Raw genomic sequence first — 21,729 nt, 5'->3', positions numbered from 1 at the left:
TATTGCAGTGGTTCAGATGCTCAGAATATGAAGGCAGATCGGAATGAGAATGCCTGTTGTGCTTCCGAAATTGCCGTAATAAAAGTTGCTTTGCATTACTTACCATCAGAAAAGAGATCACGCACAGAATCCCGGTAAATGCATTCTGGTTTCAGGCGGATCGTCCTTGGAAAATCGCTGTAGTCTCCGTTCATTCTGCGAAGCAGCAGATCACAGGCCTGTTCTGCCAGACCGGCCAGCGGTTGACGGACAGCGGTCAGCTGAGGAGAAAGCAGCATGGACAGTTCAAAATCATCAAAGGAGACAACAGACAGGTCTTCGGGGATCCGGATGCCAAGGCTGTAGATCGCTTCATAAATACCGAGGCATAGTGTATAGTTCGCAGAAAATACGGCAGTCGGACGTTCCGGAAGATTCCATAATTTCTGCATTGCCTGATATCCAAAGTCGTTTGCGTAATTTTCAGCGATGATATAATCGGGATTAATAGGAATATCGTAGTCTTCCAGTGCCCGGAGATAGCCTTTTTTTCGTTCACATGCAGTATAGGATGCAGGGGAACCGTTGACAAGGGCGATCTTCTGATGCCCCATTTTTATCAGATGCTCCACGATCTCATAGGCTCCGGAGGTACAGCTGGTCTGTACACAGTCTGTACGGTGGAAATGGCTGTGTTCTTCCAGCTCCACAACAGGGATCTTGGTATGCTCCACGGCGGAACAGATGTCCTTGCTCAGACAGAACGAAGAAATGATAAGACCGTCGATCCCGGAGCGGAGCATGTGAGGGACGAATTTATTGACATGATCCTTATATTTGTCGCCGCTCATAAATGTGAGAGAATAACCGTGAGCGCGCATGGTGTTTTCTATTTTGCTCAGAAGAAAAGCATTATGCGGATTATTGGGAGGACCGGATACCAGACCGATACGGTAAGTCTTGGAGGAACGAAGTCCCCGGGCCGTATTTCGTGGAACGTAATTCAGTTTCCGGATCGCTTCGTCGATCTGCTTTTTGTTTTGCGGCCGTACAGTTCCGCCGTTGATATATTTTGAAATGGTGGCCAGTGCCAGACCGGTTTCTCTGGCAATGTCCTTGATGGTTGCACTCATAAATCAATCCTTTCCGGATGCTGTACTGTTGTGTTCGGACAGGTCTTTTACGGAGCGCCGCGGGTGGAATACAACATCCAGCATGTCTATTTTTGGAAAATCCGTATAGTCTCCATGGATTCTTTTTAAAAGTAATTCCACAGCATGTTTCCCCATGCTTGTCAGATCCTGTGAGACGCAGGTCATAGTCGCGCTCATGGTCTTGAAAAGCGGATCATCATCAAAGCACACAAAGGAAATATCCTGAGGAACGGAAATCCGTGCCTGGCTGGCAGCGCTTAAACCACCCATTGCGGAGAGATAGCAGTCAAAAAAAACAGCAGTAGGGGGATCGGAAGAATCAATAAGCTTCTGGAAATGCAGGCTGCTCTGGGTGATTGTTTCTGCAGTGGAAGCAAAAGAAACAGGGGGAAAAGAATCCTGCTGTTTCAGAAGGTCAATGCCATTTTTCTGATATACATCCACAAAGCCCTGGATCCGCTGCTCGATGGTGTAGGAGTCCAGATACTGTTCCATGATCCAGACCTTTGTGTGGCCTTTTTCCAAAAGGTGCTCTGCCAGCAGTGCACCGCCTCTGTAATTATCAGAAATAACACAGTCTACAGGAAAATGTCTCATGGAAGCAGGAATCTGATCGAGCATTACAACCGGTATGTCGGCATTCTGTAAAAGCTGGTACAGGTCATCATGCCAGCAGGATGGGAGCATGATAACTCCGTCAAAGTGCTGGGAGATAATATCCTGTATCGTATCGATCTCCTTCTGATGTTCAAAAAAGAAAGAACAGACAATAACTGTATAGCCATGATCCGTGAAATGCTTGATAATGGAGTTGACAAGCTCGCCCCAGAAATAATTACCAAGATCTGAGATCAGGATACCGATGGTATGTGTGTTTTTGGCACGAAGAAGCTGGGCATTCCGGTTTGGGGTATATCCAAGCTCCTGAATTGCCTTTTCTATAAGGATACGATTTTCTTCCCGTATTTTTTTGTGGTTTATATATTTGGAGATCGTTGCGGTGGACAGGCCTGTCGCACGGGCGATATCATTGATCGTAACGTTCATGTAAAGCCTCCGGTTCTGATGCATTTACAGATAATATAGTATTTTCATATTATATCATGAAAAAGAAAATGCCTCAATACACATGGCATTTTTTACACATAAAGTATCAGAAAAAACGAGCATATTGTACAGAAAATTGATAAAAATGAAACGTTTAACAAAACCTGATACGAAAAAGTACACAAAAACAAGACGAAATAATTGTAAAAAATAGGAAAAATGATTTTTGCCCTATGATTTTACTTGAAAAGCTGCTTCGGATGCGGTAAGATAGTCTTAACAAAAAACGAAACGTTTTATGTAACAAGAAAATCAGCTATACGAAACAAGGAGAAGGTTATGGCAGACACAAAGCAGCAGTGGTATAAAGATGCCAAATACGGATTATTCATCCATTGGGGACTTTATTCCATCCTTGCAGGAGAATGGAAAGATCCGAAGACCGGCGAGGTCACCAAGACAGACCGTATCGCAGAGTGGATCGAGAACAATCTCAACATTGACAAGGAAGATTACAGAAAGCTGAAAGATGAGTTCCATCCGGACAAATTTGACGCGGACATGTTTGTGAAAAGAGCGAAAGAGCAGTGGGGTGTTAAATATATCGTTCTTACTTCCAAGCATCACGAGGGATTCGCAATGTACGATTCCAAGGTCAGTGATTTTAATGTAGTGAAGGCTGCAGGAAGAGATATCTTAAGAGAGCTTTCCGATGCTTGTAAGAAATATGACATGACAATGGGTATCTATTATTCACAGGCTCAGGATTGGGATGATGACAATGCCTATAAGAAGGATTATGAAGACAAGAACGAATGGAAGCCGGAATTCCGTACATACTTCGATGAGAAATGCAAGCCGCAGTTAAAAGAGCTTCTTGAGAATTACGATAATATTTCCCTGATCTGGTTTGATACTCCGATGGGAATGACCGCAGACGAAGCTCAGGAATTAAGAGACTGGGTTAAGGGTATTAAGCCTGACTGCATCATCAGTGGACGTATCGGACACCAGAAGGGCGATTATATGACCACCGGTGATAACTTTATTCCACGTCTTCCATACGACGGTGACTGGGAAGTACCGGCAACTGTAAATGATACATGGGGTTATAATAAATACGATACAAACTGGAAGAATCCGGATGATATCCTGAACCTTCTTCTCAAGATCGTCGGCAGAGGCGGAAATTACCTGCTGAACGTAGGACCAATGGCAGACGGAACTGTTCCGGAAGCTTGTGTCGAGGTTATGAATGAGGTTGGTAAATACGTGACTGAGAATGCGGAAGCAATTTACGGAACCAAGAATGTTGGTATCTATCCGTATGAGATCCCGAGCATTGAATTTACAAAGAGACCACATAAGCTTTACGTACACGTCCTTGCACCGAGATATCGAGTTGAACTGCTGAACATCGGTAATCAGTTAAAGGGTGCATATGTGGTAAGCACAGGAGAAAAGCTTCCGTGCCGCGCATTAAAGTGCTGCGAAGGAAACTCGATGATAGAGGTAGAGCTTCCGGAGAAGCTTCAGGGGGCAAAGAACTACTGTGTATGCCTGGAGCTTGAGGAAGAAGAGCCGATCTTTGAGGCGATCATCGATTGATCAATTTATGAACATCAAGGGGAAAACTATATAATAAAAAATCATATTAAGGGAGGATTTATTCATGAAGAAACGAATGAAAAAAGTTGCAACACTGTGTCTCGCCGGTGTAACAGCAATGTCAACAGTAGGCGTAACAGGAAGCGCCGTATTTGCAAAGGGTGACACAAACTACGATGTAGACAATATGGATTTTGAAAACGTTGAGCTTCGTGTAGCATTCAGATTTAACAACGGATCTGATACAGACGGACAGGCTAAATGGTATTACAAAGCACTTGAAGAGTTCAATAAAGAGAACGAAGGAAAGATCCATGTAACAGATGAGAGTATTTCTACAGAGTCTGATTACGAAGAGAAGCTTACAACAGATTTCGCTTCCGGTAATGTACCGAACGCATTCCTTCAGTATGGCGGAAGCCGTACAAGAGAGTATGTAGATGCAGGATATATACTGGATCTGACACCATACTTTGAACAGTATCCGGAATGGAAAGAGGGAGTTCAGGATTTTGCATGGGAGACAACACAGTTTGACGGCATTGAAGGAACCTATGGTATTCCGTGGTCCGCTTATCAGCTCTGTCTCTACTACAACAAAGATTACCTTGATCAGGTTGGCGTAGATGTTCCGGAGTCCTGGGATGATCTTGTTGATGCCTGCGCAAAATTAAAAGATGCAGGAATCCAGCCATTCAACTACTCTGACAAAGATAACTATCACTTCGAGCATCTGATGAGTGCTCTTGCTCTGAAAGCTTACGGAACAAGCATCGCAGATGATCTTGCAAGCGACAAAGAGGCTTACAACGGCGAGAAGATGGTTGCAATCTATCAGAAGATGAAAGATATGATTGATGCAGGATACTGGGGAGACGGAATCCTCAGCACAGACTTCAACACAGAGAGAAATATGTTCGAGGCAGGAAAAGCTGCATTCACAGTTGACGGAACATGGAACTGCGGTAACTTCCAGAATGACTCCGATACAACTCTCTTCGATGCTCAGAAGATCGGTGTTACAAGAATTCCTTATATCGACGAAGCAAACAAGACTGTAGAGATGGGCGGCGGTTCTGATACATACTACATCACTACATTAAACAAGAGCGATGAGGAAATCGCAGCAACTGTTAAATTCATCAAATACCTTACAAGTGTAGATTCCATCAACGAAATGTGCAAATCCAGCCCGACAACATATGCTGAGAAGGTTACGATTGATACAGGTAACTATCTGCTTGACGATGTAAATGCGATCATGGCTGAGAATACAGAGTCTAAACTTGAGATTCCTACATATGACAGCAACACAGCAGCTATGGATACAATCCGTAATTCTCTTCAGGCATTAGCGACAGGCGCAAGTGCACAGGAAGTTGGAGACGATATCGTTGACAAAATGTCTGCTTACGAATAAAGAGAATTTTGACTGAACGCATGATGTGTGGATAAGAGAAACAGGGGGAAGCATCATCTGCTTCCCCTTGTTTATTACGGAGGTATACATATGGCAGGTAAATCTGTACCAAAGGTAAAACAGAAGCTGGATAAAAAAGATCTTACGCTTTCTTTAGCGTTCCTTCTTCCGGCAATTTTAATAACTGTTATTTTTGTCATCTACCCTGTTTTTGATACCGTAGGCTTATCATTCCGTAAATGGAACGGTATGTTTGGTGCGGCAAAGCAATGTGTAGGACTTGAGAACTATCAGAAGATTTTTTCAGATAAGCTGTTCTGGAATGCAATGCTCAACAGTGTGTACTTTATGATCGGTGGTTTCGTTATCCTGATGCCGCTTTCATTTGGTCTCGCAATGCTGGTAACTGCAAAGATCAAGGGAACCGGATTCTTCAGAACCTGCTACTTCCTTCCGAATATGTTAGGAACAACAGCAGTAGCCCTGATGTGGACATTTATGTTAAATCCGAACTTTGGTATCTTTAATACCATTGAAAATATTTTCGGCCTTCATGGTACGATCCCTGATGTGCTGACGATAAAGACTGTAAACGTCTGGATCGTTGTTCTGGTAAACGAATGGATGTATGCCGGATATAACATGCTGATCTTTGCAGCTGGTCTGGTGGCGATCCCTGATGAGTTAAATGAGGCTGCAGCGCTGGATGGTGCTACAGGATGGCAGAGGATCCGCTATATCATCCTTCCTCTGATGAAAAACTCCTTCAAGGTATTCTCTATTTTGTGTATTACAGGATGTCTGAAAGTATTCGATATCATCTGGGCAATGACAAGAGGAGGCCCGAACGATATCAGCTCCACACCTTCAATCATGCTTTATACACAGGGATTCTCCTATAAGCTGTTCGGACGAAGCAGTGCATACGGCGTTATTCTGTTAGTGCTGGGTGTTGTGCTGAGTCTTGTGACCAATCATTTGTTCCGTGAAGATAAAGATCTTGCAATGTAGGCGGAAGGAGAAGAGACGATATGGAAAAAACAGCTAATAAACAGAAAATGCATGGAGGAAAGATAGCGCTGTACATTATCGCGATCCTGTGGACAGTTGTTACACTGTTTCCGGTAGTAGTGACCGTAATGGCTTCCTTCAAAACAAACTCAGAGATTTACCTGAACCTGTTAAGCTTCCCTAAGAAGATTATGTTCCAGAACTATATCAGCGCAAACAAAACAGCGGATGCATTGAATACCATCAAGAACTCCCTGGTTGTAGCGACTCTGACAACTGTATTTAATACTGTAGTCGGAATGATGGCAGCATACATCTTATCAAGAAAAGATTACAAATTCCTGAAATGGGTATATGTATTCTTCATGATCGGAGTAATGGTTCCGGTTCACTGTACACTGATCCCGATCAACAACATTGCAACAGCATTAAATGCAAAGAACAACCTGTTCTTCCTGATCCTGATCTATGTTGCGTTTGGTATGTCCCAGGCGATATTCCTTTATACAGGATTCATGGATGGAATCTCCAGGAACCTGGATGAGGCGGCGATCATTGATGGATGTAACAACTGGCAGCTGCTGTGGAAGATCCTTTTCCCTGTTTGCAAGCCGATCATCGCAACAGAGGCGATCTTCGTATTCATCTATGGATACAGTGAACTTGTATTCTCCATGATCCTGATGACAGATACCAAATATTTCACAGTTTCACGTGCGATGCTGAACTTCTCTTCTGCACATACACAGGAGATCGGAAGTCAGTTTGCATATGTAGTAATGTCCGTAATTCCGATGCTTATCATTTACATCGTGTTCCATAAACAGATTGAAAAAGGTATGCTTTCCGGAGCTATCAAAGGCTGATGCTTTTAATCTAAACAGGAGGAAAAAATCATGTATCAGTTTGACAGAAAAGAATATGAAAAACGTATGGAGTGGTACCAGGATGCCCGTTTTGGAATGTTTATCCACTGGGGATTATATTCTATCCCTGCAAGAGGCGAGTGGGTACGAAGCGTAGAGGAAATACCTGAGGAAGAATATCTTCCGTTTATGAAAGAATTTGATGCAAGAGACTACAACCCGAAGCAGTGGGCAAAAGAGGCCAAGGCTGCAGGTATGAAATATGTAGTCCTGACAGCAAAACATCACGACGGATTCTGCCTCTTTGACAGCAAATACACAGACTACAAGGTAACAAACACACCGGCAGGAAGAGACCTGATCAAGGAGTATGTAGAGGCACTTCGTGAGGAAGGCCTTAAGGTTGGAATCTATTTCACACTACTTGACTGGCATCATCCGGATTATCCGCATTACGGAGACCGTATCCATCCGATGAGAAACCACAAAGAGTGCGGAAATGAGAACCGTGATTTCTCACGTTATACAGAATATCTGTATAATCAGGTAGAAGAGATCTGTACAAACTACGGACAGATCGATATCATCTGGTTTGATTTCTCCTACGACGATATGAGAGGGGAAAAATGGGGCGCAACCAAGCTGATCAACATGGTGCGCAGCTTACAGCCGCAGGTTATCATCGATAACCGTCTGGAAGCCAGCGGAGAGGGAAGAGGATCCCTGTATGAGTGTGATCCGACACCGTACCATGGCGATTTTGTAAGCCCTGAGCAGATCATCCCGCCGGAAGGAATCTGCGATAAGGAAGGCAATCCGATGGTCTGGGAAGCATGCTTCACCATGAACAACAACTGGGGATACTGTGCAAATGACCATTATTACAAACCGGCTTCCATGCTGATCAAGAAGCTGGTAGAGTGCGTTTCCAAGGGTGGAAATATGATCCTGAACGTAGGACCGGATGCCAAAGGTAAATTCCCGAAGGAATCTTCTGCGATCCTGGCTGAGATCGGTCGCTGGATGGATAAGAATCATGACAGTATCTACGGCTGTGTACCGGCTGAAAACATTCCGAAGCCGGATTACGGACGTATCACCAGAAACGGAAACAAATACTATGTGCATATTTATGAGAATACACTGGGACCACTTCCGCTTCTGGGATTCGATAAGGATAAGATTGTGAAGGTGCGTGCGCTGGATGACGGACATGAGGTGCCGATCTCCAACGCATGGATGCACAGCGATTACCCGGATATCGCATTCGTTGATCTGGGACCTGACCCGGTACTTCCTGACCCGGTAGACTATGTTCTTGAAGTAGAGATGGCTGAGTAAAAAAACGAATCAATAATAAAAAAGAACAACAGGAAAAGCAGGAGATATGTGAATCTCAGTTATCCGGTTGTTCTTTTTTACCATAAGGAGAAGGAAAAGATTATGATTATTTATACAGGAAAAGATTACTATGACGTAAGCAGAAAAGCGGCAAACATCATGTCTGCACAGATCATCATGAAGCCAAATGCTGTTCTCGGACTTGCTACAGGCTCCACACCGGTGGGAATGTACAAGCAGCTGATCGAGTGGTACAAAAAAGGAGATCTGGACTTTTCGCAGATCACATCCGTAAATCTTGATGAATACAAAGGACTTTCCGGAGATAACGATCAGAGCTATCGTTATTTTATGAACACAAATCTGTTTGACCATGTAAATATCGATAAGGCAAGAACCTATGTGCCAAACGGACTGGAAGAGGACAGTGAGAAAGCCTGCGCGGATTACAATGAGATCATCCGCAGCGTGGGTGGTATCGATATGCAGCTGCTTGGAATCGGCGGAAATGGCCACATCGGCTTCAACGAGCCGGGTGCAGCATTTGAGAAGGAGACTCACTGCGTAGACCTTACGGAGAGCACCATCAAGGCAAATGCACGATTCTTTGAGACTATGGATGATGTGCCGAAGCAGGCATATACCATGGGTATCAAAAACATCATGACTGCAAAGAAAATCCTTCTGGTCGCTACCGGAGAGGCAAAGGCAGATGCTCTTTACAAATCTCTCTACGGACCGATTACGCCCAACGTGCCGGCATCTATCCTGCAGCTTCACCCGGATGTGACGGTAGTGGCCGATGAAGGCGCTTTAAAGCTGATCCGTGAGAAGGGACTTCTGTAAGAGATACAGAGGAAATTTCCGCGAATTAAATGAACGCAGATCACGGATATCCGTTTGAGTCAAGAGGATATCAGCGATCACTCATGGGATTTTCCCGGTTTGGTTAATAAAGAAAGCTTCGATCTAACTCTCATCGATGAGCGATGTGCTCAGAGAGTGGATCGAAGCTTTTTGTGCTTTCGGGACGTAAACCTGCAGGTGGCTGCAAACAGACCGGTGGGCCGGACATTTGCATTCTCAGGCTTTTTTCAACGTTTTGTGATAAATCATGACAGAAACGATGGCTGTAAACACCTCTGTGATCCAGAATGCGTTCCACACGCCATCAGGACCCATAAAATGGGACAGAAGATATGCGGTGGGCATGATAACGACCACATAGCGGAAAAGGGAAATTACAAGGGACTGCGTGCCTTTTCCAAGGCCTTCCATGGCACCGGAAGTGGTAACGGATACAGCAGAAACAAGAAAGCCGGCGCTGATGATCTTCAGTGCTCTGGAGCCAGCGGCAATGGTTTCCGGGGTAGTTGTGAAAAGTCCCATAAGCTGTCCGGATGCCAGGAGGCAGATAACGGTTCCAAAGAGCATGATCACACAGCTGGACTCCAGGGTGAGCCGGAAGATTTTTTTCACACGCTTCATCTCACGGGCACCGAAGTTGTAGCCGATCAGCGGGCGCATTCCCTGGATGATTCCGTTGGCCGGGAGATACAGGAAGGTCTGCAGTTTGTAATAAATGCCAAGGATCACCACATAGCTGTCCGAGTAAGCGGCCAGCACGGAGTTCAGAAAAGAGATCAGAAACGAGGGCAGTGCCAGGTTTAGGATCGCGGGAACACCGATGGCATACAGGCTCAGATCCGTTTCTTTGCTTGTTTTCAGGGCTTTGGGCGTTACACGTACAGGAATAGGCTTCAGGATATAAAAGACCATATAGACCGCAATGGTGAGCACCTGGCCGATGCCAGTAGCCAGAGCTGCGCCCCGGATACCCAGCTTCGGGAAAAAGCCGATTCCCCAGATTAGGAACGGGTCCAGGATGATGTTGCTGATACATCCCACAAGTAGGGCGAGCATGGATACTTTCATCCGTCCTACAGCCTGGAAAAGTTTTTCGAAGAAAAGGCTGATGGCAATTATTGTGGAAAACAGGAAAACGATGGTAGAATACTCCAGCCCCATCCGGATCACGGTTTCATCCTGGGTGTACATCTGAAGGAATACGGGCATAACAGCGATGCTGATCACGGTCATCAGGATCCCGTGGATCACAGACAGAAAAAATCCGTGGGTTGCGGCAGTGTCTGCCATTTTTTTGTCGCCTGCGCCAAGGTGATAGGAAACTCTGGCGTTGATTCCGATTCCGAAGCCAATGGCAACGGCGTTGATCATGTTCTGGATCGGATAGACAAGGGACAGGGCGGTCATGGCCTGCTCGCTGATCTGTGCCACGAAGAAGCTGTCCACAATGTTGTATAGTGAGTTTACAAGCATGGAAAAGACCATAGGCAGAGCCATGGATGCCAGCAGCGGGCCGACAGGCTTTTCCTTCATAAATGTGCTGTTCATGAAAAATCCCCCTTTATATCAGAATCGTAAGAATATCAGGTGCGGAAAACAGAGCGTGTTTTTTGTGCATAATAAAAGCCACACAATCTGTCTTTTCGAATCGGACAGATTGTGTGGCGAAAAAAGTTCAAAACTGAAAAATCCACACGTTGTTTTAGTGTTTTCACATTAACAAAAAACAGTGCTGATGTCAAGACCGCACGCATGAGAAATACCATAAAAAGCTGCAAAAAGAAAGGCTTGATATAAAATCGGAGAGGATTGGCAACATTAGACAGGTGCGTGCGGATAAGGGCAATATCAGCCCTGAAAAGGTCGTTCTGGCAATATGCACAAAACTTGTCGAACCATGGTGGATAAGTGAAAAACTTTCCAAAAAGTTTTCCACATGACAAAAATCCGCAAATCCGCCAATAATCAAGTTATGCACAAATTTATCCACATTATCCACAAGGATAACCATGTGGATGACCTGATTTACATAAATAAATTTAAACATATGTTTTGTGTAAAATGATAAAATTGTAAAAAATGGGAAAAAAGTTTTTAAAACTATTGACATTTTTAAATTCTAAATATCATAAAATTTATTGCAAAAAAGACATAATATAAAAGAATAAAAACAAATAATCAGATAATAGTAAATGAATTCTTGAAAAACTAATCTATTTAAAAAGGGGACTATCGGATGTATGGAAATGAGGATAAAAAAGAACAGTGCCCAGTTAAAACGATCACTGCAAGGTGTTGAAAAGTCAATTTCAGGTGTGGATAAATGTGGATAACCAAAAAATCCTCCGCAGAACCGGAAAGATCTGCGGAGGATTTTTTTAACTATTTTGTTTCATACGTTTGATCACCTTCAGACGTGTAAACTCTTCACGCTCTTTTTCTTCCAGAGCATTGGTGATATCTCGGGTGAGAGTTTCATATCTGGGGATGGTGATGTTTTTCAGCGCATTGGCACGCTTCTGGGTTTTTTTGATGTTGGTGGCAAGACGGATGGCGGCGTTTTCGATCATGGAGAGCTGGATGGACAGCTCCTTTACACGCTCGAAGGCTGCCTTGGCCTCGTCTAGGGACAGCTTGGTGCTGTAGTAGGCGTAGGTCGGCGTGTTGCCTGCTTTTTTGTCATATTCCACAAGAGGGATCTCGGTTCCCATGACACTCCTGGTTTTGATCCGGATGGAATCTTCCACAGGAACGGTATGAGAAATCTGGTCTACGAAAGCGATTCCGATTTCCATATTTGCCTTCTGAAGAGCCGCATAAGCGGTACGGAAGGTCTCATCGATCTGTGACTGGATATCCTTTGCCTGATCGATCAGCTCCATCATTTCACGGATCAGGATATTACGCTTTTTGTCCATAAGCTCATAGCCCTGTTTGGAAAGAGCCAGAGAGTTTTTTGCAAGTATGAGATTTCCCTTGGTGGGAAAGGTATTCGGATCCATAAAATCACCTCACTAACGGACGGTTTCTCTGTAATACTGATCCAGAACTTTGGTATCGATACGGTCGAGCTCTTCTCTTGGAAGAAGGCCAAGAAGCTCCCAGCCCTTATCCAGAGTTTCGATGATGCTTCGATTCTCTGTTTCTGACTGTCCTACAAATTCTGCCTCGAAGGCTTTTCCGAATACAAGGTACTGCTTATCCAGCGGAGAAAGCTCATCCTCACCGATAACGGATGCCAGAGCTCTTGCATCGCCTACCTTTGCGTAGCAGGAGAAGAGCTGGTTGGCAACATCCTGATGATCGGCACGTGTGAAGCCTTCACCGATACCGTCCTTCATCAGACGGGACAGAGATGGCAGAACATTGATCGGCGGATAGATCGCCTGACCGTGAAGCTGGCGGTCCAGTACGATCTGGCCTTCTGTGATATATCCGGTAAGGTCGGGGATCGGGTGTGTGATGTCGTCGTTTGGCATGGTCAGGATTGGGATCTGGGTTACAGAACCGGTGCCGCCACGGACGATTCCCGCACGCTCGTAAAGGGTTGCAAGCTCACTGTACAGATATCCGGGATAACCCTTTCGGGAAGGGATTTCACCCTTGGAGGAGGAAACCTCTCGCATGGCCTCACAGAAGGAGGTGATATCAGTCAGGATTACCAGGATATGCATGCCTTTTTCAAAAGCAAGATACTCAGCGGCAGTGAGGGCAATCTTCGGTGTCAGAAGACGCTCTACAACCGGATCGTTTGCAAGGTTCAAAAACATCACAACGTGGTCGGACGCACCGCTTTCTTCGAAGGTCCTGCGGAAGAATTCCGCTACGTCGTATTTCACACCCATTGCCGCAAAAACAATGGCGAATTTTTCATCGGAGTCTGCTCCCAGGGAAGCCTGCTGAACAATCTGTGCAGCCAGCTTATCATGTGGAAGACCGTTACCGGAAAAGATCGGCAGCTTCTGGCCGCGGATCAGTGTGGTCAGTCCGTCAATAGCGGAGATACCGGTGTTGATATAGTTTCGTGGATATTCACGTGTTACCGGATTCAGCGGAAGCCCGTTAATGTTCAGGCTGACCTCCGGTGTGATCTCGCCAAGCCCGTCAATGGGCTGGCCGATACCGTTAAAGGTACGTCCCAGGATCTCAGGAGAAAGCCCGATTTCCATAGGATGTCCGGTAAGACGTGTGTGTGTATTGCCGAGGGACATATTGTCAGTTCCCTCAAAAACCTGGATAACGGCCTTGTCCTCATAGATTTCCACGATACGGCCGATCTTTTGAGTGCCGTCCTCCATGTGGAATTCCACGATCTCCTCGTAAGATGCGTTTTTTACACCCTCAAGGACAACAAGAGGGCCGTTTATTTCACTCAGGCCAAGATATTCGATTGCCATAAACTGATCCCTCCTTTAACCGTTTCTTTCCAGTACATTGTCGTAGAAGCGGTCGATATCTTTATGATATTCATCAAAACGCTCCGGCTCTTTATTTGGAACCTCGTATTTGATGGCGATGATACGTTCAAAGATCTTATCCTCCTTCAGCACGGAAACCGGCATGCCACGGTTTACAAGGGCACGGCACTTTTCGTAGAGATAGAGGATGGTTTCCATCATCAGGAACTGCTTTTCCATAGGAACACTGGTGTCCTCCTGGTGAAAAGCGTTCTGCTGCAGGAAGCCCAGACGGATAACCCTGGCGATCTCCAGCGTCAGCTTCTGATCATCCGGAAGAACATCGCTTCCGATCAGCTTGACGATCTCCATAAGAGAGCTTTCCTGGTTGAGGATAGCCATGATCTGGTTTCTGTCATAAACGAATTTCGGGGAGACATGCTCTCTGTACCAGGGAGTCAGGTCCTCCAGATATTCGCTGTAGCTGGTCAGCCACTGGATGGCAGGGAAGTGACGGGCATAGGCAAGAGCCTTGTCCAGTCCCCAGAAACAGCGGACAAAACGTTTGGTATTCTGTGTGACCGGCTCGGAGAAATCACCACCCTGAGGGGAAACTGCACCGATAATGGATACGGAACCCTCTGTTCCGTTCAGGTTCTGCATCATTCCCGCGCGCTCATAGAAGGCGGAAAGCTTACTTGCCAGATATGCAGGGAAGCCTTCCTCTGCAGGCATCTCCTCCAGACGTCCGGAAAGCTCACGGAGAGCCTCGGCCCATCGGGATGTGGAGTCTGCCATGATCGCTACATCATAACCCATATCACGGTAATATTCCGCAAGTGTAACACCTGTGTAGATGGAAGCCTCACGGGCTGCAACCGGCATGTTGGAGGTGTTGGCGATCAGTGTGGTACGGTCCATCATCAGGTTTCCGGATTTCGGGTCGATCAGCTTGCTGAAGTCCTCAAGAACCTGTGTCATCTCGTTTCCACGCTCGCCACAGCCGATGTAGATGATGATATCTGCGTCAGACCACTTGGCGATCTGGTGCTGTGTCATGGTTTTTCCTGTTCCGAATCCGCCGGGAACTGCGGCAGTGCCTCCCTTGGCAATAGGGAAAAGGGTATCCAGGATTCGCTGACCGGTAAGGAGCGGAACGCTGGCCGGGAAACGCTTGTAGGTCGGCCGTGGAACACGGATTGGCCATTTCTGGGCAAGTGCCAGTTCTTTTTCAGTTCCGTCATCAAGGCGGATGGTAACAATGGGCTCCAGAACGGTATAGGCACCGTCAGGAGCTGCATGGATAACGGTTCCGTGTGTGATCGTGGGCGGAACCATGGATTTGTGAAGGATGGAGGCGGTTTCCTGTGTCTCGGCAATAACCGTGCCTGCGCCGATGACGTCACCTTCCTTTACGGTAATGTGGGTTTCCCATTTTTTTTCTGTGTCAAGAGAGTCAACGCTGACACCACGGGAAATATATTTTCCAGAGGCCTGGGCAATCTCTGCCAGAGGTCTCTGGATACCATCAAAAATATTGTGGATGATTCCCGGACCAAGGAGAACGGAAATAGCGTCTCCTGTTCCGATAACAGTTTCTCCGGGTTTCAGCCCTGTAGTTTCCTCAAAAACCTGTATGGTCGTCATATGTTTCTTAAGACCGATGACTTCTCCAACCAGTTTTTCAGGGCCTACATAGACCATCTCGGAGATCTTGAAGCCGGTGTCGCCCTTGAGGTAGATAACAGGACCGTTAACACCGTAGATAATACCTGTTTTACTCATGTGCTGGACCTCCGTCAAATTTGAATTCTCTGTAAGCTGCCTGATAGCCTTCCTCAAAGGAATTGTCGATGAGGATATTTTTTTCAGGGATTATCGCCTTGATCCCGCCGATAAAGGATTCATCGGAAACCTTCAGCGGGAAACCGGTCTTTACAGTGAGAGACTTCAGACGGGGTTCATCTTCTTTTGAAAGATAGATCTGGATCTCATCGTGTTCCGCGAAGCAGACAGCTTCCTCGATCTTTGTACAAAGATATTCTTCATAGCGGGGAGATTCCATGAATTTCAGGATCTGTACCCGGACATCTGCAAAAAGTTTTTCTTTTAAGCGGCTCTGTCTGGCAGTCCAGTTTCGCCGGATGTGAAGCTGCTCTGCGGAAAGTGCCTTGTTGATCTCACGCTTTGCGTTTGCGATCTCGGCTTTGCGGGAACTGGCAGCATTTCCCAGAGACATTTTTTTATGTTCCTCCAATGCGGCATCCAGGGCTTCCTTGTGTTCCTGGACATCTTTTTCCGCCTGACGGCGTGCTTCGTCCACGGAGGTGTCATAGAAGTGTTTAAGCTTCTCTTCAATTGTCATAATATCACCTGCCTATAATTTTAATCCGATGGCCTCATTTACATAAGATGTAATGAAATCAGGTCTGCGGCCGGTACCATGTCTGTCAGGAATTTCAATGATGAGAGGTGTTTTGTGATGAAGTTTGACATCATCAATGATCTCAGGAAACTCCCGGCCGAATTTTTCGGTCAGGAGTATGATTCCGATCTCTTTGTCTGCGATGGTGCGCTCCAGAGCTTCTTTCAGCTCGTCGTGCTCATGAACGATCACACCCTCTACACCGGCCAGTCTCATTCCTGTCAGAGTATCAATATTGTCACTGATCAGATACATTTTCATATCAAAGTTTACCCAGGATCATGAAGGAGATGATCAGTCCATAAAGAGCAACACCTTCGGCAAGACCTACGAAGATAAGAGATTTACCAAGGATGCTCTGATCCTCACTGATTGCTCCAAGTGCTGCGCTTGCCGCACTGGCAACGGCAATACCACCACCGATACAGGAAAGTCCGGTAACAAGTGCTGCTGCGATATAACCCATACCTGTTGCAAGGCCTGCGTCAGCGCCTGTAGCAGCCTGTACGGAAGCTCCGCCTGCAAATGTTACTGCAATGGCAACAAGCATGATCCCGAAGAAGAAAAAGGCGTTGACACCAAGAGCTGTTTTGTAGCGGCCGCGGCTTTTTTCGCCGAGAAGATAATAACCAAATGGAAGAATGATGCTGAGTACAAGTGCAACTGCGATTGTGATCTGTGTAATGACTGTCATGATGATGACCTCCTTAATATTCGTTTAATTGAATGCCCGGATCAGAATGCGTTCCGACTTTGGCATTTTATTTGTTTTTTGAGCAGAACGGCTCGAATTTCCGTCCGCTGCCCTTGTAAAAACGGCTGAACATTTCGTAATATTCCAGACGGAGTACCTGGATACCTACGATCAGGCCCTCCATAGCGCATACGAACAGGTTTCCGAGAATGATGACGATCCAGTTCGGACTGCCGTTTTCTGCGCCTGCAAGCATAAGTACAACCTCCATCATAGCTGCGTGGCTGACTGCAAAAGCACCGATACGCACGAAGGAGAGTGTATTGGAAAAGTAGCTCAGGATAACCTCGAACAGTTCAAAGATACCCTGTACGATAAACATGCCTTTTTCTTTTGGCATAACCTCGGCCTTTTTTTCTACCAGGTTTGTAAGAGGCTCCTTGAAGAAAATAAGAAGCAGCGGTAAACCAAACATAATGGCAAGGACTGCACCACCCGGAACTGCATGTCCGGATACAAAGAGTCCGATGCAGAGAACTGCGGAGCCATAAAATACAAGTCCTGCCACAGCGTTGGTGTCAAACCAGGTTTTTTCAACATCATGCGTCTTAAAGGAATTGATGATGTTGAAAACCATACATAGGAGGATGATTCCCATGCCGAAGCCGATGGCAACGATAAATACGGTATTCAGTTTTCCGATAAAAGGTATGGTCGTCATACTGTCCACAGGCCGCAGCCACAGAGCAGGTATGACATCCTCAAATCCAAAGATACTTCCGAACATCAGACCGAAAAATGTGGAAAAGACTCCGGCGCAGCTGATGATTCCGGCAAGATCGATATGCTTCAGCTTGTACAGGAGCAATCCTCCGATAAAGAGCAGGAGTCCCTGTCCTGCATCACCGAACATGGCTCCGAAAATAAAGGAGTAGGTGATGGCAACAAACCAGGTGGGGTCCATCTCGCCATAGGCGGGAAGTCCGTACATTTTTACATACATTTCAAAGGGCTTGAAAAGCTTCGGGTTTTTCAGCTTGGTCGGCGGCTGATGGTTCTGGTCGTGTTCCGGCGTATTGGTATCTTCTCCGTCTACCAGGCAGAAGATTTTTTCGTCGGATGAGATATCGGCTTGAAAAGCTCTGGTGTCGGCTTCTGTCATCCATCCGCAGAGAATATAGAAATTCTCATGCTTTCCGGTGCAGGCAGCCGCTTTCCGGACATCGAAATTTCTGGAAAACTGAAGAAGTGTGTTTCTGGCGGTAACGATGGTTTCTGCCTGATCCGCAAGAAATCTCTGGTATTTCTGTTTCTGTGCTTCCAGATGCTTCAGGGCATCCTCGTATTGTTTGCTTACGCTTGAAAATGCCTGCTGGGCAGTTCCGGTATAATTATCCGGCACAAAGATCTTTTCAAAGTGCATAGAAGAGTAGGCGGCATCAATTTTGTGCGCATCATGCTTCGGTACGAAGTAAACGCCCCAGACGTATTGGTCATCTTCATCGCATTTAAGGAAGATCGTGTTCAGATTGTCGTAAATATATTTCTTGAATTTCTCATAATACTGTTTCTCGATACGTCCGAAATGAAAATGGATATACTTCAGATGAAGTATGGATGAAATATCATAATCAATATTTCGGAAGGGACGTATGATCCGCAGTGACTCTTCCAGAGAGGAACATTTTTCTTCCAGTTCGGACTGTTCCTTCTGGAGCTGATCCGCCTGGGAGCGGATCTCCTTTACTGTGGAAAGTGCTGTTTCAATACCCGGGCTTCTGTTGGAAGTGGACGGAGGAGTTTTCAGCTCCTCATAAATGGTATTGATGGAATTTAAGGCATCTCTGTAGGGGTTGACATCCAGGAAAGGCGTCAGACTTTCTACTGTGGTCAGCTCTGAGAGAGCGTTTTCCAGATGGATCTCGTACTTGCACAGGTAGGTGTTTACAACCCGGTCGATATCTGCCTTGGGACCGGTGATGCTTAGAAAATTCATTTTTTCAATCACGTTGCTACCTCCTGGTTATTAACCGTTGCGTATATAACGCAGGGATTGTTCTGGGTCCACGCCATAGCGCACGCATTCAAGGGCAATGGTCAGACGGTTGACTTCATGTTCTTTGTGATATAAATAGGAATAGATGACTGCTACGGAATAGGGATCCTTGCGTGCTTCCTGTTCCAGTATGCTGCGAAGAATATAGTTATAAAATTCTTCCAGACTGGCGACGGTCAGCTGTTCGTATTTCTTACCATAATAAGTTCCATTGAAGATACGACGGAACTCTTCTGGTGTAGGGGCCTCCACAAGGGTGGTGATCTCCTCTTTGCGGAGCTTGTAGTTCATGGGGACCAGCAATGCGTAAATAGCAGCCGGTTCCATCTGAAAGCAGCGTTTGGAGCGCTGGATGAACTGCAGGTTCAGCATATCGAATTTTTCACCGTAAGCCTTGGTGATCTGTTTCAGATCGTTACCTTTGAAAAGCTTCTTCCGCACATTCCAGATCTGTGAAAAATACGAAAGGTCAAGTGCCATGCCGAAGTCAAAAAGCGTGGCATTTCCACGTTCGTTGACCTGAGACAGCGGAATAAAAAAATCATTTCCCTTCAGTGCCGCAATGAATTCATCCATATTGGTGCAGGCGGTAAGCCTGTCAATGTCCAGCTTGGAATGATGTCTGAAAAAATCGCGGTAGGGAGAAATATCTACGGGATCGGTGTCCCGGTGGTCAAAGAGATTCGTCATGATTTCTTTCAGGACGCGGATCTCATAACGCTTCGAGTAAAGTGACAGGAACGTTCGCTGTTCCTGATTTGCAAAGTGGTAAAGCCTTGAAAAATTCAGGAAGATGGATTTCTTCAGGAGTTTTTCTATCTGTCCGCGGTGAAGATCATTTTCATCGAGACCGGACCAGATATTCTGATATTCCGGAGTCCGTTTCAGGTAGGCTGTTACCTGGGGGACATTGGGAAGCTGAACGATTTCTTCCAGCTGCTCATCTGTCACAAGCCTGCTCTGCATGGCGCGGATCTTGGTGGAGAGTCCGCTGTATGAGAGGACAGAGCCCATTGAATCACTTCCTTTCCCTTCAGGTTTCGGTAATGCCTGTTATTTTCTGAAACAGCTCACTGCAAAGACTTTCGTGATGGGCTTCGTAATAGGCATCCAGCCTGGATAGCTGGTCTTCGGTTTCTGCACGAAGCTCATTGATCCGGGCGTCTTTCTCGCGGGCCAGATCTTCACGGATCTTTCGGATCTCGTCGCTGGTTTCTTTTTCAAGTGAAGCGTCGAATTCCTTCGTCTGTTTTTCTGCTTCTTCCGAGAGAGCCTGTTTCTGTCGCGCAGCGTCCTGCATGATGGCATTGGCTGTAGCTTCGATTTCCGAAAGCTTATTTAGGATTTGTTCCATAGCGCCCTCCTTGTTTGTTTATTGTTTATAATTGATTTTTATATGATACACCTTTTTTATGGTAAAAACAACTAAAATTTTGTTAATTTTTCTGCAAACTTTTGAGGGAAATGTGGGTAAAAAGATATTTTTTGGGGTTTTTGTGGGAAAAGAGGAAAACCGCAAAGGGGCCATAAAGCCATGGCCCCTCTGCACACCCCTCGGGCTTTTTTTTAGGAGTTCTTGGTTGTGGTGGTGTGAGGTTGTTGACTTGTGTATGTATGCTGCTGTGTTGGATGTGTGAGGTTGAGCCGATGTGTGTGGATGCGGATGGTGCTGGATGTGGACGGCGAGGCGCGTTGCTGTCGCCTGTTTGAGGGGATGTGTATATGGATGCGGATGGTGTTGGGGGTGGACGGCGAGGCGCGTTGCTGTTGCTTGGTTGAGGATTTTTTTTATTTTTTGCTTGCGGCGGGGTGGGGGTTACATGTATAGTTGAATATTGGGATGCATTGTACAGGGTGTTTTATCGGATATTCTGGAAGAGGAATGATGATTTTTTTGGATTTGTGCAGGTATTCTGGTTTGTGTGGCTGGTGGCGGATGTATTATAGTGGTTTCATTGGTTTGGGGAATTGTTATAGACTGCTTTTGCTGGCTGCGAGAGGTAGTTATTTGATTTGTATATTATAGGAAGATTAATTTGGAGGTTATTTATGAGATTACGTAATATTCCCGGGGCGAAGGATGCGATTTTGGAGTGTGACTGGGTGATTGATGAACCGGAGAAGTTTAAAGGGGAATGGTCGAGTGTTTTTGGGGAGAAGAGACCGCTTTTTCTTGAGGTTGGTATGGGAAAAGGGCGTTTCCTGATGGATATGGCGCGGCTGCATCCTGAGAGGAATTATGTTGGGATCGAGATGTATGACAGTGTGCTGCTTCGGGCACTTCAGAAGAGGGAGGAGCTTGAGGAGGCCGGGGAGAAGTTTTCAAATCTGGTGTTCATCCGTGTGGATGCAAGGCTTTTGCCGGAGATTTTTGAGAAGGATGAGGTTGATGGGATTTATCTGAATTTTTCCGATCCGTGGCCGAAGGCCCGTCATGCCAAGAGAAGACTGACTTCCAGGGAGTTTTTGAAGAGGTATGAGCAGGTCCTGAAAAAAGAGGGTACTGTGGAATTTAAGACAGATAACCGTGGATTGTTTGAATTTTCCCTGGAAGAGGTGAAGGAGTCTGACTGGAACCTGGAGGTTTGTACGTTTGATCTTCATCATGATGAGGAGCTGGTGAAGGGAAATGTGATGACGGAGTATGAGGAGAAGTTTTCTTCCATGGGCAATCCGATCTGTAAGATGGTGATCAGACAAAAATAGAAGAGGTAAGGTTAAGTGGTTTTCAGAAGGTATCTGATATCAAAGCTTATCTGGCGCATAGATATTCTGCATTAATATAGAAGGTTGTTTTATCGGGCTGATCTGTAAACAGATCGGCCTGTTTTCATATAATAAATAAGAGGGAGCGTCAGGCAGGA

19 protein-coding genes are annotated in these 21,729 nt (G+C 45.9%); 7 read left to right on the top strand and 12 right to left on the bottom strand.

The window, feature by feature from the left end; all coding sequences use genetic code 11:
• Positions 1 to 95: 95 nt before the first annotated feature.
• Together NE638_RS09625 and NE638_RS09620 are read right to left on the bottom strand one after the other, a co-directional pair.
• Complete coding sequence (locus NE638_RS09625) at positions 96 to 1,112, bottom strand: LacI family DNA-binding transcriptional regulator (RefSeq protein WP_173746097.1); 1,017 nt, start codon at positions 1,110 to 1,112, stop codon at positions 96 to 98.
• A 3-nt stretch (positions 1,113 to 1,115) separates the two neighbouring features.
• Positions 1,116 to 2,180 carry a LacI family DNA-binding transcriptional regulator gene (locus NE638_RS09620; RefSeq protein WP_173746096.1) on the bottom strand — a complete coding sequence of 355 codons (1,065 nt, stop codon included), beginning with the start codon at positions 2,178 to 2,180 and terminating at the stop codon, positions 1,116 to 1,118.
• A 243-nt stretch (positions 2,181 to 2,423) separates the two neighbouring features.
• On the opposite strand from NE638_RS09620, the gene NE638_RS09615 reads away from it, so the two are divergent.
• From NE638_RS09615 to nagB, 6 genes are all read left to right on the top strand, one after another.
• Positions 2,424 to 3,788, top strand: a complete 1,365-nt coding sequence (locus tag NE638_RS09615) for an alpha-L-fucosidase (RefSeq protein WP_227945571.1) — start codon at positions 2,424 to 2,426, stop codon at positions 3,786 to 3,788.
• Between the two features lie 64 nt (positions 3,789 to 3,852).
• Positions 3,853 to 5,208, top strand: coding sequence for an ABC transporter substrate-binding protein (locus NE638_RS09610; RefSeq protein ID WP_059086268.1), 1,356 nt, complete (start codon positions 3,853 to 3,855; stop codon positions 5,206 to 5,208).
• Between the two features lie 90 nt (positions 5,209 to 5,298).
• Positions 5,299 to 6,219 (top strand): carbohydrate ABC transporter permease, encoded by a 921-nt coding sequence (locus NE638_RS09605; protein ID WP_173746095.1) that lies wholly within the window; start codon positions 5,299 to 5,301, stop codon positions 6,217 to 6,219.
• Between the two features lie 20 nt (positions 6,220 to 6,239).
• Positions 6,240 to 7,085, top strand: coding sequence for a carbohydrate ABC transporter permease (locus NE638_RS09600; protein WP_021653145.1), 846 nt, complete (start codon positions 6,240 to 6,242; stop codon positions 7,083 to 7,085).
• A 30-nt stretch (positions 7,086 to 7,115) separates the two neighbouring features.
• The gene (locus NE638_RS09595) at positions 7,116 to 8,426 is read left to right on the top strand and encodes an alpha-L-fucosidase (protein WP_021653144.1); all 1,311 of its coding nucleotides are present in this window, start codon (positions 7,116 to 7,118) and stop codon (positions 8,424 to 8,426) included.
• A gap of 102 nt (positions 8,427 to 8,528) precedes the next feature.
• Complete coding sequence (gene nagB, locus NE638_RS09590; RefSeq protein ID WP_015525385.1) at positions 8,529 to 9,272, top strand: glucosamine-6-phosphate deaminase; 744 nt, start codon at positions 8,529 to 8,531, stop codon at positions 9,270 to 9,272.
• 237 nt (positions 9,273 to 9,509) lie between these two features.
• Here the strand turns inward: nagB and NE638_RS09585 are convergent, their stop codons facing one another.
• The 10 genes from NE638_RS09585 to NE638_RS09540 all read right to left on the bottom strand — a co-directional run bounded on the left by NE638_RS09585 (position 9,510) and on the right by NE638_RS09540 (position 20,219).
• A complete protein-coding gene (locus NE638_RS09585; protein WP_173746094.1) occupies positions 9,510 to 10,841 on the bottom strand; it encodes an MATE family efflux transporter in 1,332 nt (443 codons plus the stop codon).
• An 830-nt stretch (positions 10,842 to 11,671) separates the two neighbouring features.
• Positions 11,672 to 12,295 (bottom strand): V-type ATP synthase subunit D, encoded by a 624-nt coding sequence (locus tag NE638_RS09580; RefSeq protein WP_059086266.1) that lies wholly within the window; start codon positions 12,293 to 12,295, stop codon positions 11,672 to 11,674.
• Positions 12,296 to 12,307: 12 nt separating this feature from the next.
• Complete coding sequence (locus tag NE638_RS09575) at positions 12,308 to 13,690, bottom strand: V-type ATP synthase subunit B (RefSeq protein WP_015525388.1); 1,383 nt, start codon at positions 13,688 to 13,690, stop codon at positions 12,308 to 12,310.
• Positions 13,691 to 13,705: 15 nt separating this feature from the next.
• Entirely contained in the window at positions 13,706 to 15,475 is a 1,770-nt protein-coding gene (locus NE638_RS09570; protein WP_015525389.1) for a V-type ATP synthase subunit A, read from the bottom strand.
• The gene (locus tag NE638_RS09565) at positions 15,468 to 16,055 is read right to left on the bottom strand and encodes a V-type ATP synthase subunit E (RefSeq protein ID WP_173746093.1); all 588 of its coding nucleotides are present in this window, start codon (positions 16,053 to 16,055) and stop codon (positions 15,468 to 15,470) included. Before NE638_RS09565 ends, NE638_RS09570 begins: the two co-directional genes overlap by 8 nt.
• Before the next feature lie 12 nt (positions 16,056 to 16,067).
• Positions 16,068 to 16,376, bottom strand: coding sequence for a V-type ATP synthase subunit F (locus NE638_RS09560; protein ID WP_021653137.1), 309 nt, complete (start codon positions 16,374 to 16,376; stop codon positions 16,068 to 16,070).
• A 1-nt stretch (position 16,377) separates the two neighbouring features.
• The gene (locus NE638_RS09555) at positions 16,378 to 16,809 is read right to left on the bottom strand and encodes an ATP synthase subunit C (protein WP_015525392.1); all 432 of its coding nucleotides are present in this window, start codon (positions 16,807 to 16,809) and stop codon (positions 16,378 to 16,380) included.
• A gap of 67 nt (positions 16,810 to 16,876) precedes the next feature.
• Positions 16,877 to 18,817, bottom strand: coding sequence for a V-type ATP synthase subunit I (locus tag NE638_RS09550; RefSeq protein ID WP_044962505.1), 1,941 nt, complete (start codon positions 18,815 to 18,817; stop codon positions 16,877 to 16,879).
• An 18-nt stretch (positions 18,818 to 18,835) separates the two neighbouring features.
• Complete coding sequence (locus tag NE638_RS09545; RefSeq protein ID WP_021653135.1) at positions 18,836 to 19,879, bottom strand: V0D/AC39 family V-type ATPase subunit; 1,044 nt, start codon at positions 19,877 to 19,879, stop codon at positions 18,836 to 18,838.
• 19 nt (positions 19,880 to 19,898) lie between these two features.
• Positions 19,899 to 20,219 carry a hypothetical protein gene (locus NE638_RS09540; protein ID WP_021653134.1) on the bottom strand — a complete coding sequence of 107 codons (321 nt, stop codon included), beginning with the start codon at positions 20,217 to 20,219 and terminating at the stop codon, positions 19,899 to 19,901.
• A gap of 695 nt (positions 20,220 to 20,914) precedes the next feature.
• Between NE638_RS09540 and trmB the strand changes: the two genes are divergently transcribed.
• Complete coding sequence (gene trmB / locus NE638_RS09535) at positions 20,915 to 21,571, top strand: tRNA (guanosine(46)-N7)-methyltransferase TrmB (RefSeq protein WP_173746092.1); 657 nt, start codon at positions 20,915 to 20,917, stop codon at positions 21,569 to 21,571.
• Positions 21,572 to 21,729: the final 158 nt, after the last annotated feature.

Origin of the sequence: Blautia sp. MSK.18.38, from assembly GCF_024460535.1 — a bacterium.
Lineage (GTDB): Bacteria > Bacillota > Clostridia > Lachnospirales > Lachnospiraceae > Blautia_A > Blautia_A fusiformis.
Note: the sequence above shows the minus strand (reverse complement) of the source record. Positions and strands in the feature narration are given on the sequence as shown.

Bases quoted from the DNA above. Each gene is read 5' to 3' on its own strand.
- NE638_RS09540 (WP_021653134.1), bottom strand. From the start codon at position 20,219: ATGGAACAAATCCTAAATAAGCTTTCGGAAATCGAAGCTACAGCCAAT.
- NE638_RS09605 (WP_173746095.1), top strand. From the start codon at position 5,299: ATGGCAGGTAAATCTGTACCAAAGGTAAAACAGAAGCTGGATAAAAAA.
- NE638_RS09545 (WP_021653135.1), bottom strand. From the start codon at position 19,879: ATGGGCTCTGTCCTCTCATACAGCGGACTCTCCACCAAGATCCGCGCC.
- NE638_RS09600 (WP_021653145.1), top strand. From the start codon at position 6,240: ATGGAAAAAACAGCTAATAAACAGAAAATGCATGGAGGAAAGATAGCG.
- NE638_RS09610 (WP_059086268.1), top strand. From the start codon at position 3,853: ATGAAGAAACGAATGAAAAAAGTTGCAACACTGTGTCTCGCCGGTGTA.
- NE638_RS09595 (WP_021653144.1), top strand. From the start codon at position 7,116: ATGTATCAGTTTGACAGAAAAGAATATGAAAAACGTATGGAGTGGTAC.
- NE638_RS09570 (WP_015525389.1), bottom strand. From the start codon at position 15,475: ATGAGTAAAACAGGTATTATCTACGGTGTTAACGGTCCTGTTATCTAC.
- NE638_RS09565 (WP_173746093.1), bottom strand. From the start codon at position 16,055: ATGACAATTGAAGAGAAGCTTAAACACTTCTATGACACCTCCGTGGAC.
- trmB (WP_173746092.1), top strand. From the start codon at position 20,915: ATGAGATTACGTAATATTCCCGGGGCGAAGGATGCGATTTTGGAGTGT.
- NE638_RS09580 (WP_059086266.1), bottom strand. From the start codon at position 12,295: ATGGATCCGAATACCTTTCCCACCAAGGGAAATCTCATACTTGCAAAA.
- NE638_RS09575 (WP_015525388.1), bottom strand. From the start codon at position 13,690: ATGGCAATCGAATATCTTGGCCTGAGTGAAATAAACGGCCCTCTTGTT.
- NE638_RS09585 (WP_173746094.1), bottom strand. From the start codon at position 10,841: ATGAACAGCACATTTATGAAGGAAAAGCCTGTCGGCCCGCTGCTGGCA.
- nagB (WP_015525385.1), top strand. From the start codon at position 8,529: ATGATTATTTATACAGGAAAAGATTACTATGACGTAAGCAGAAAAGCG.
- NE638_RS09620 (WP_173746096.1), bottom strand. From the start codon at position 2,180: ATGAACGTTACGATCAATGATATCGCCCGTGCGACAGGCCTGTCCACC.
- NE638_RS09625 (WP_173746097.1), bottom strand. From the start codon at position 1,112: ATGAGTGCAACCATCAAGGACATTGCCAGAGAAACCGGTCTGGCACTG.
- NE638_RS09555 (WP_015525392.1), bottom strand. From the start codon at position 16,809: ATGACAGTCATTACACAGATCACAATCGCAGTTGCACTTGTACTCAGC.
- NE638_RS09560 (WP_021653137.1), bottom strand. From the start codon at position 16,376: ATGAAAATGTATCTGATCAGTGACAATATTGATACTCTGACAGGAATG.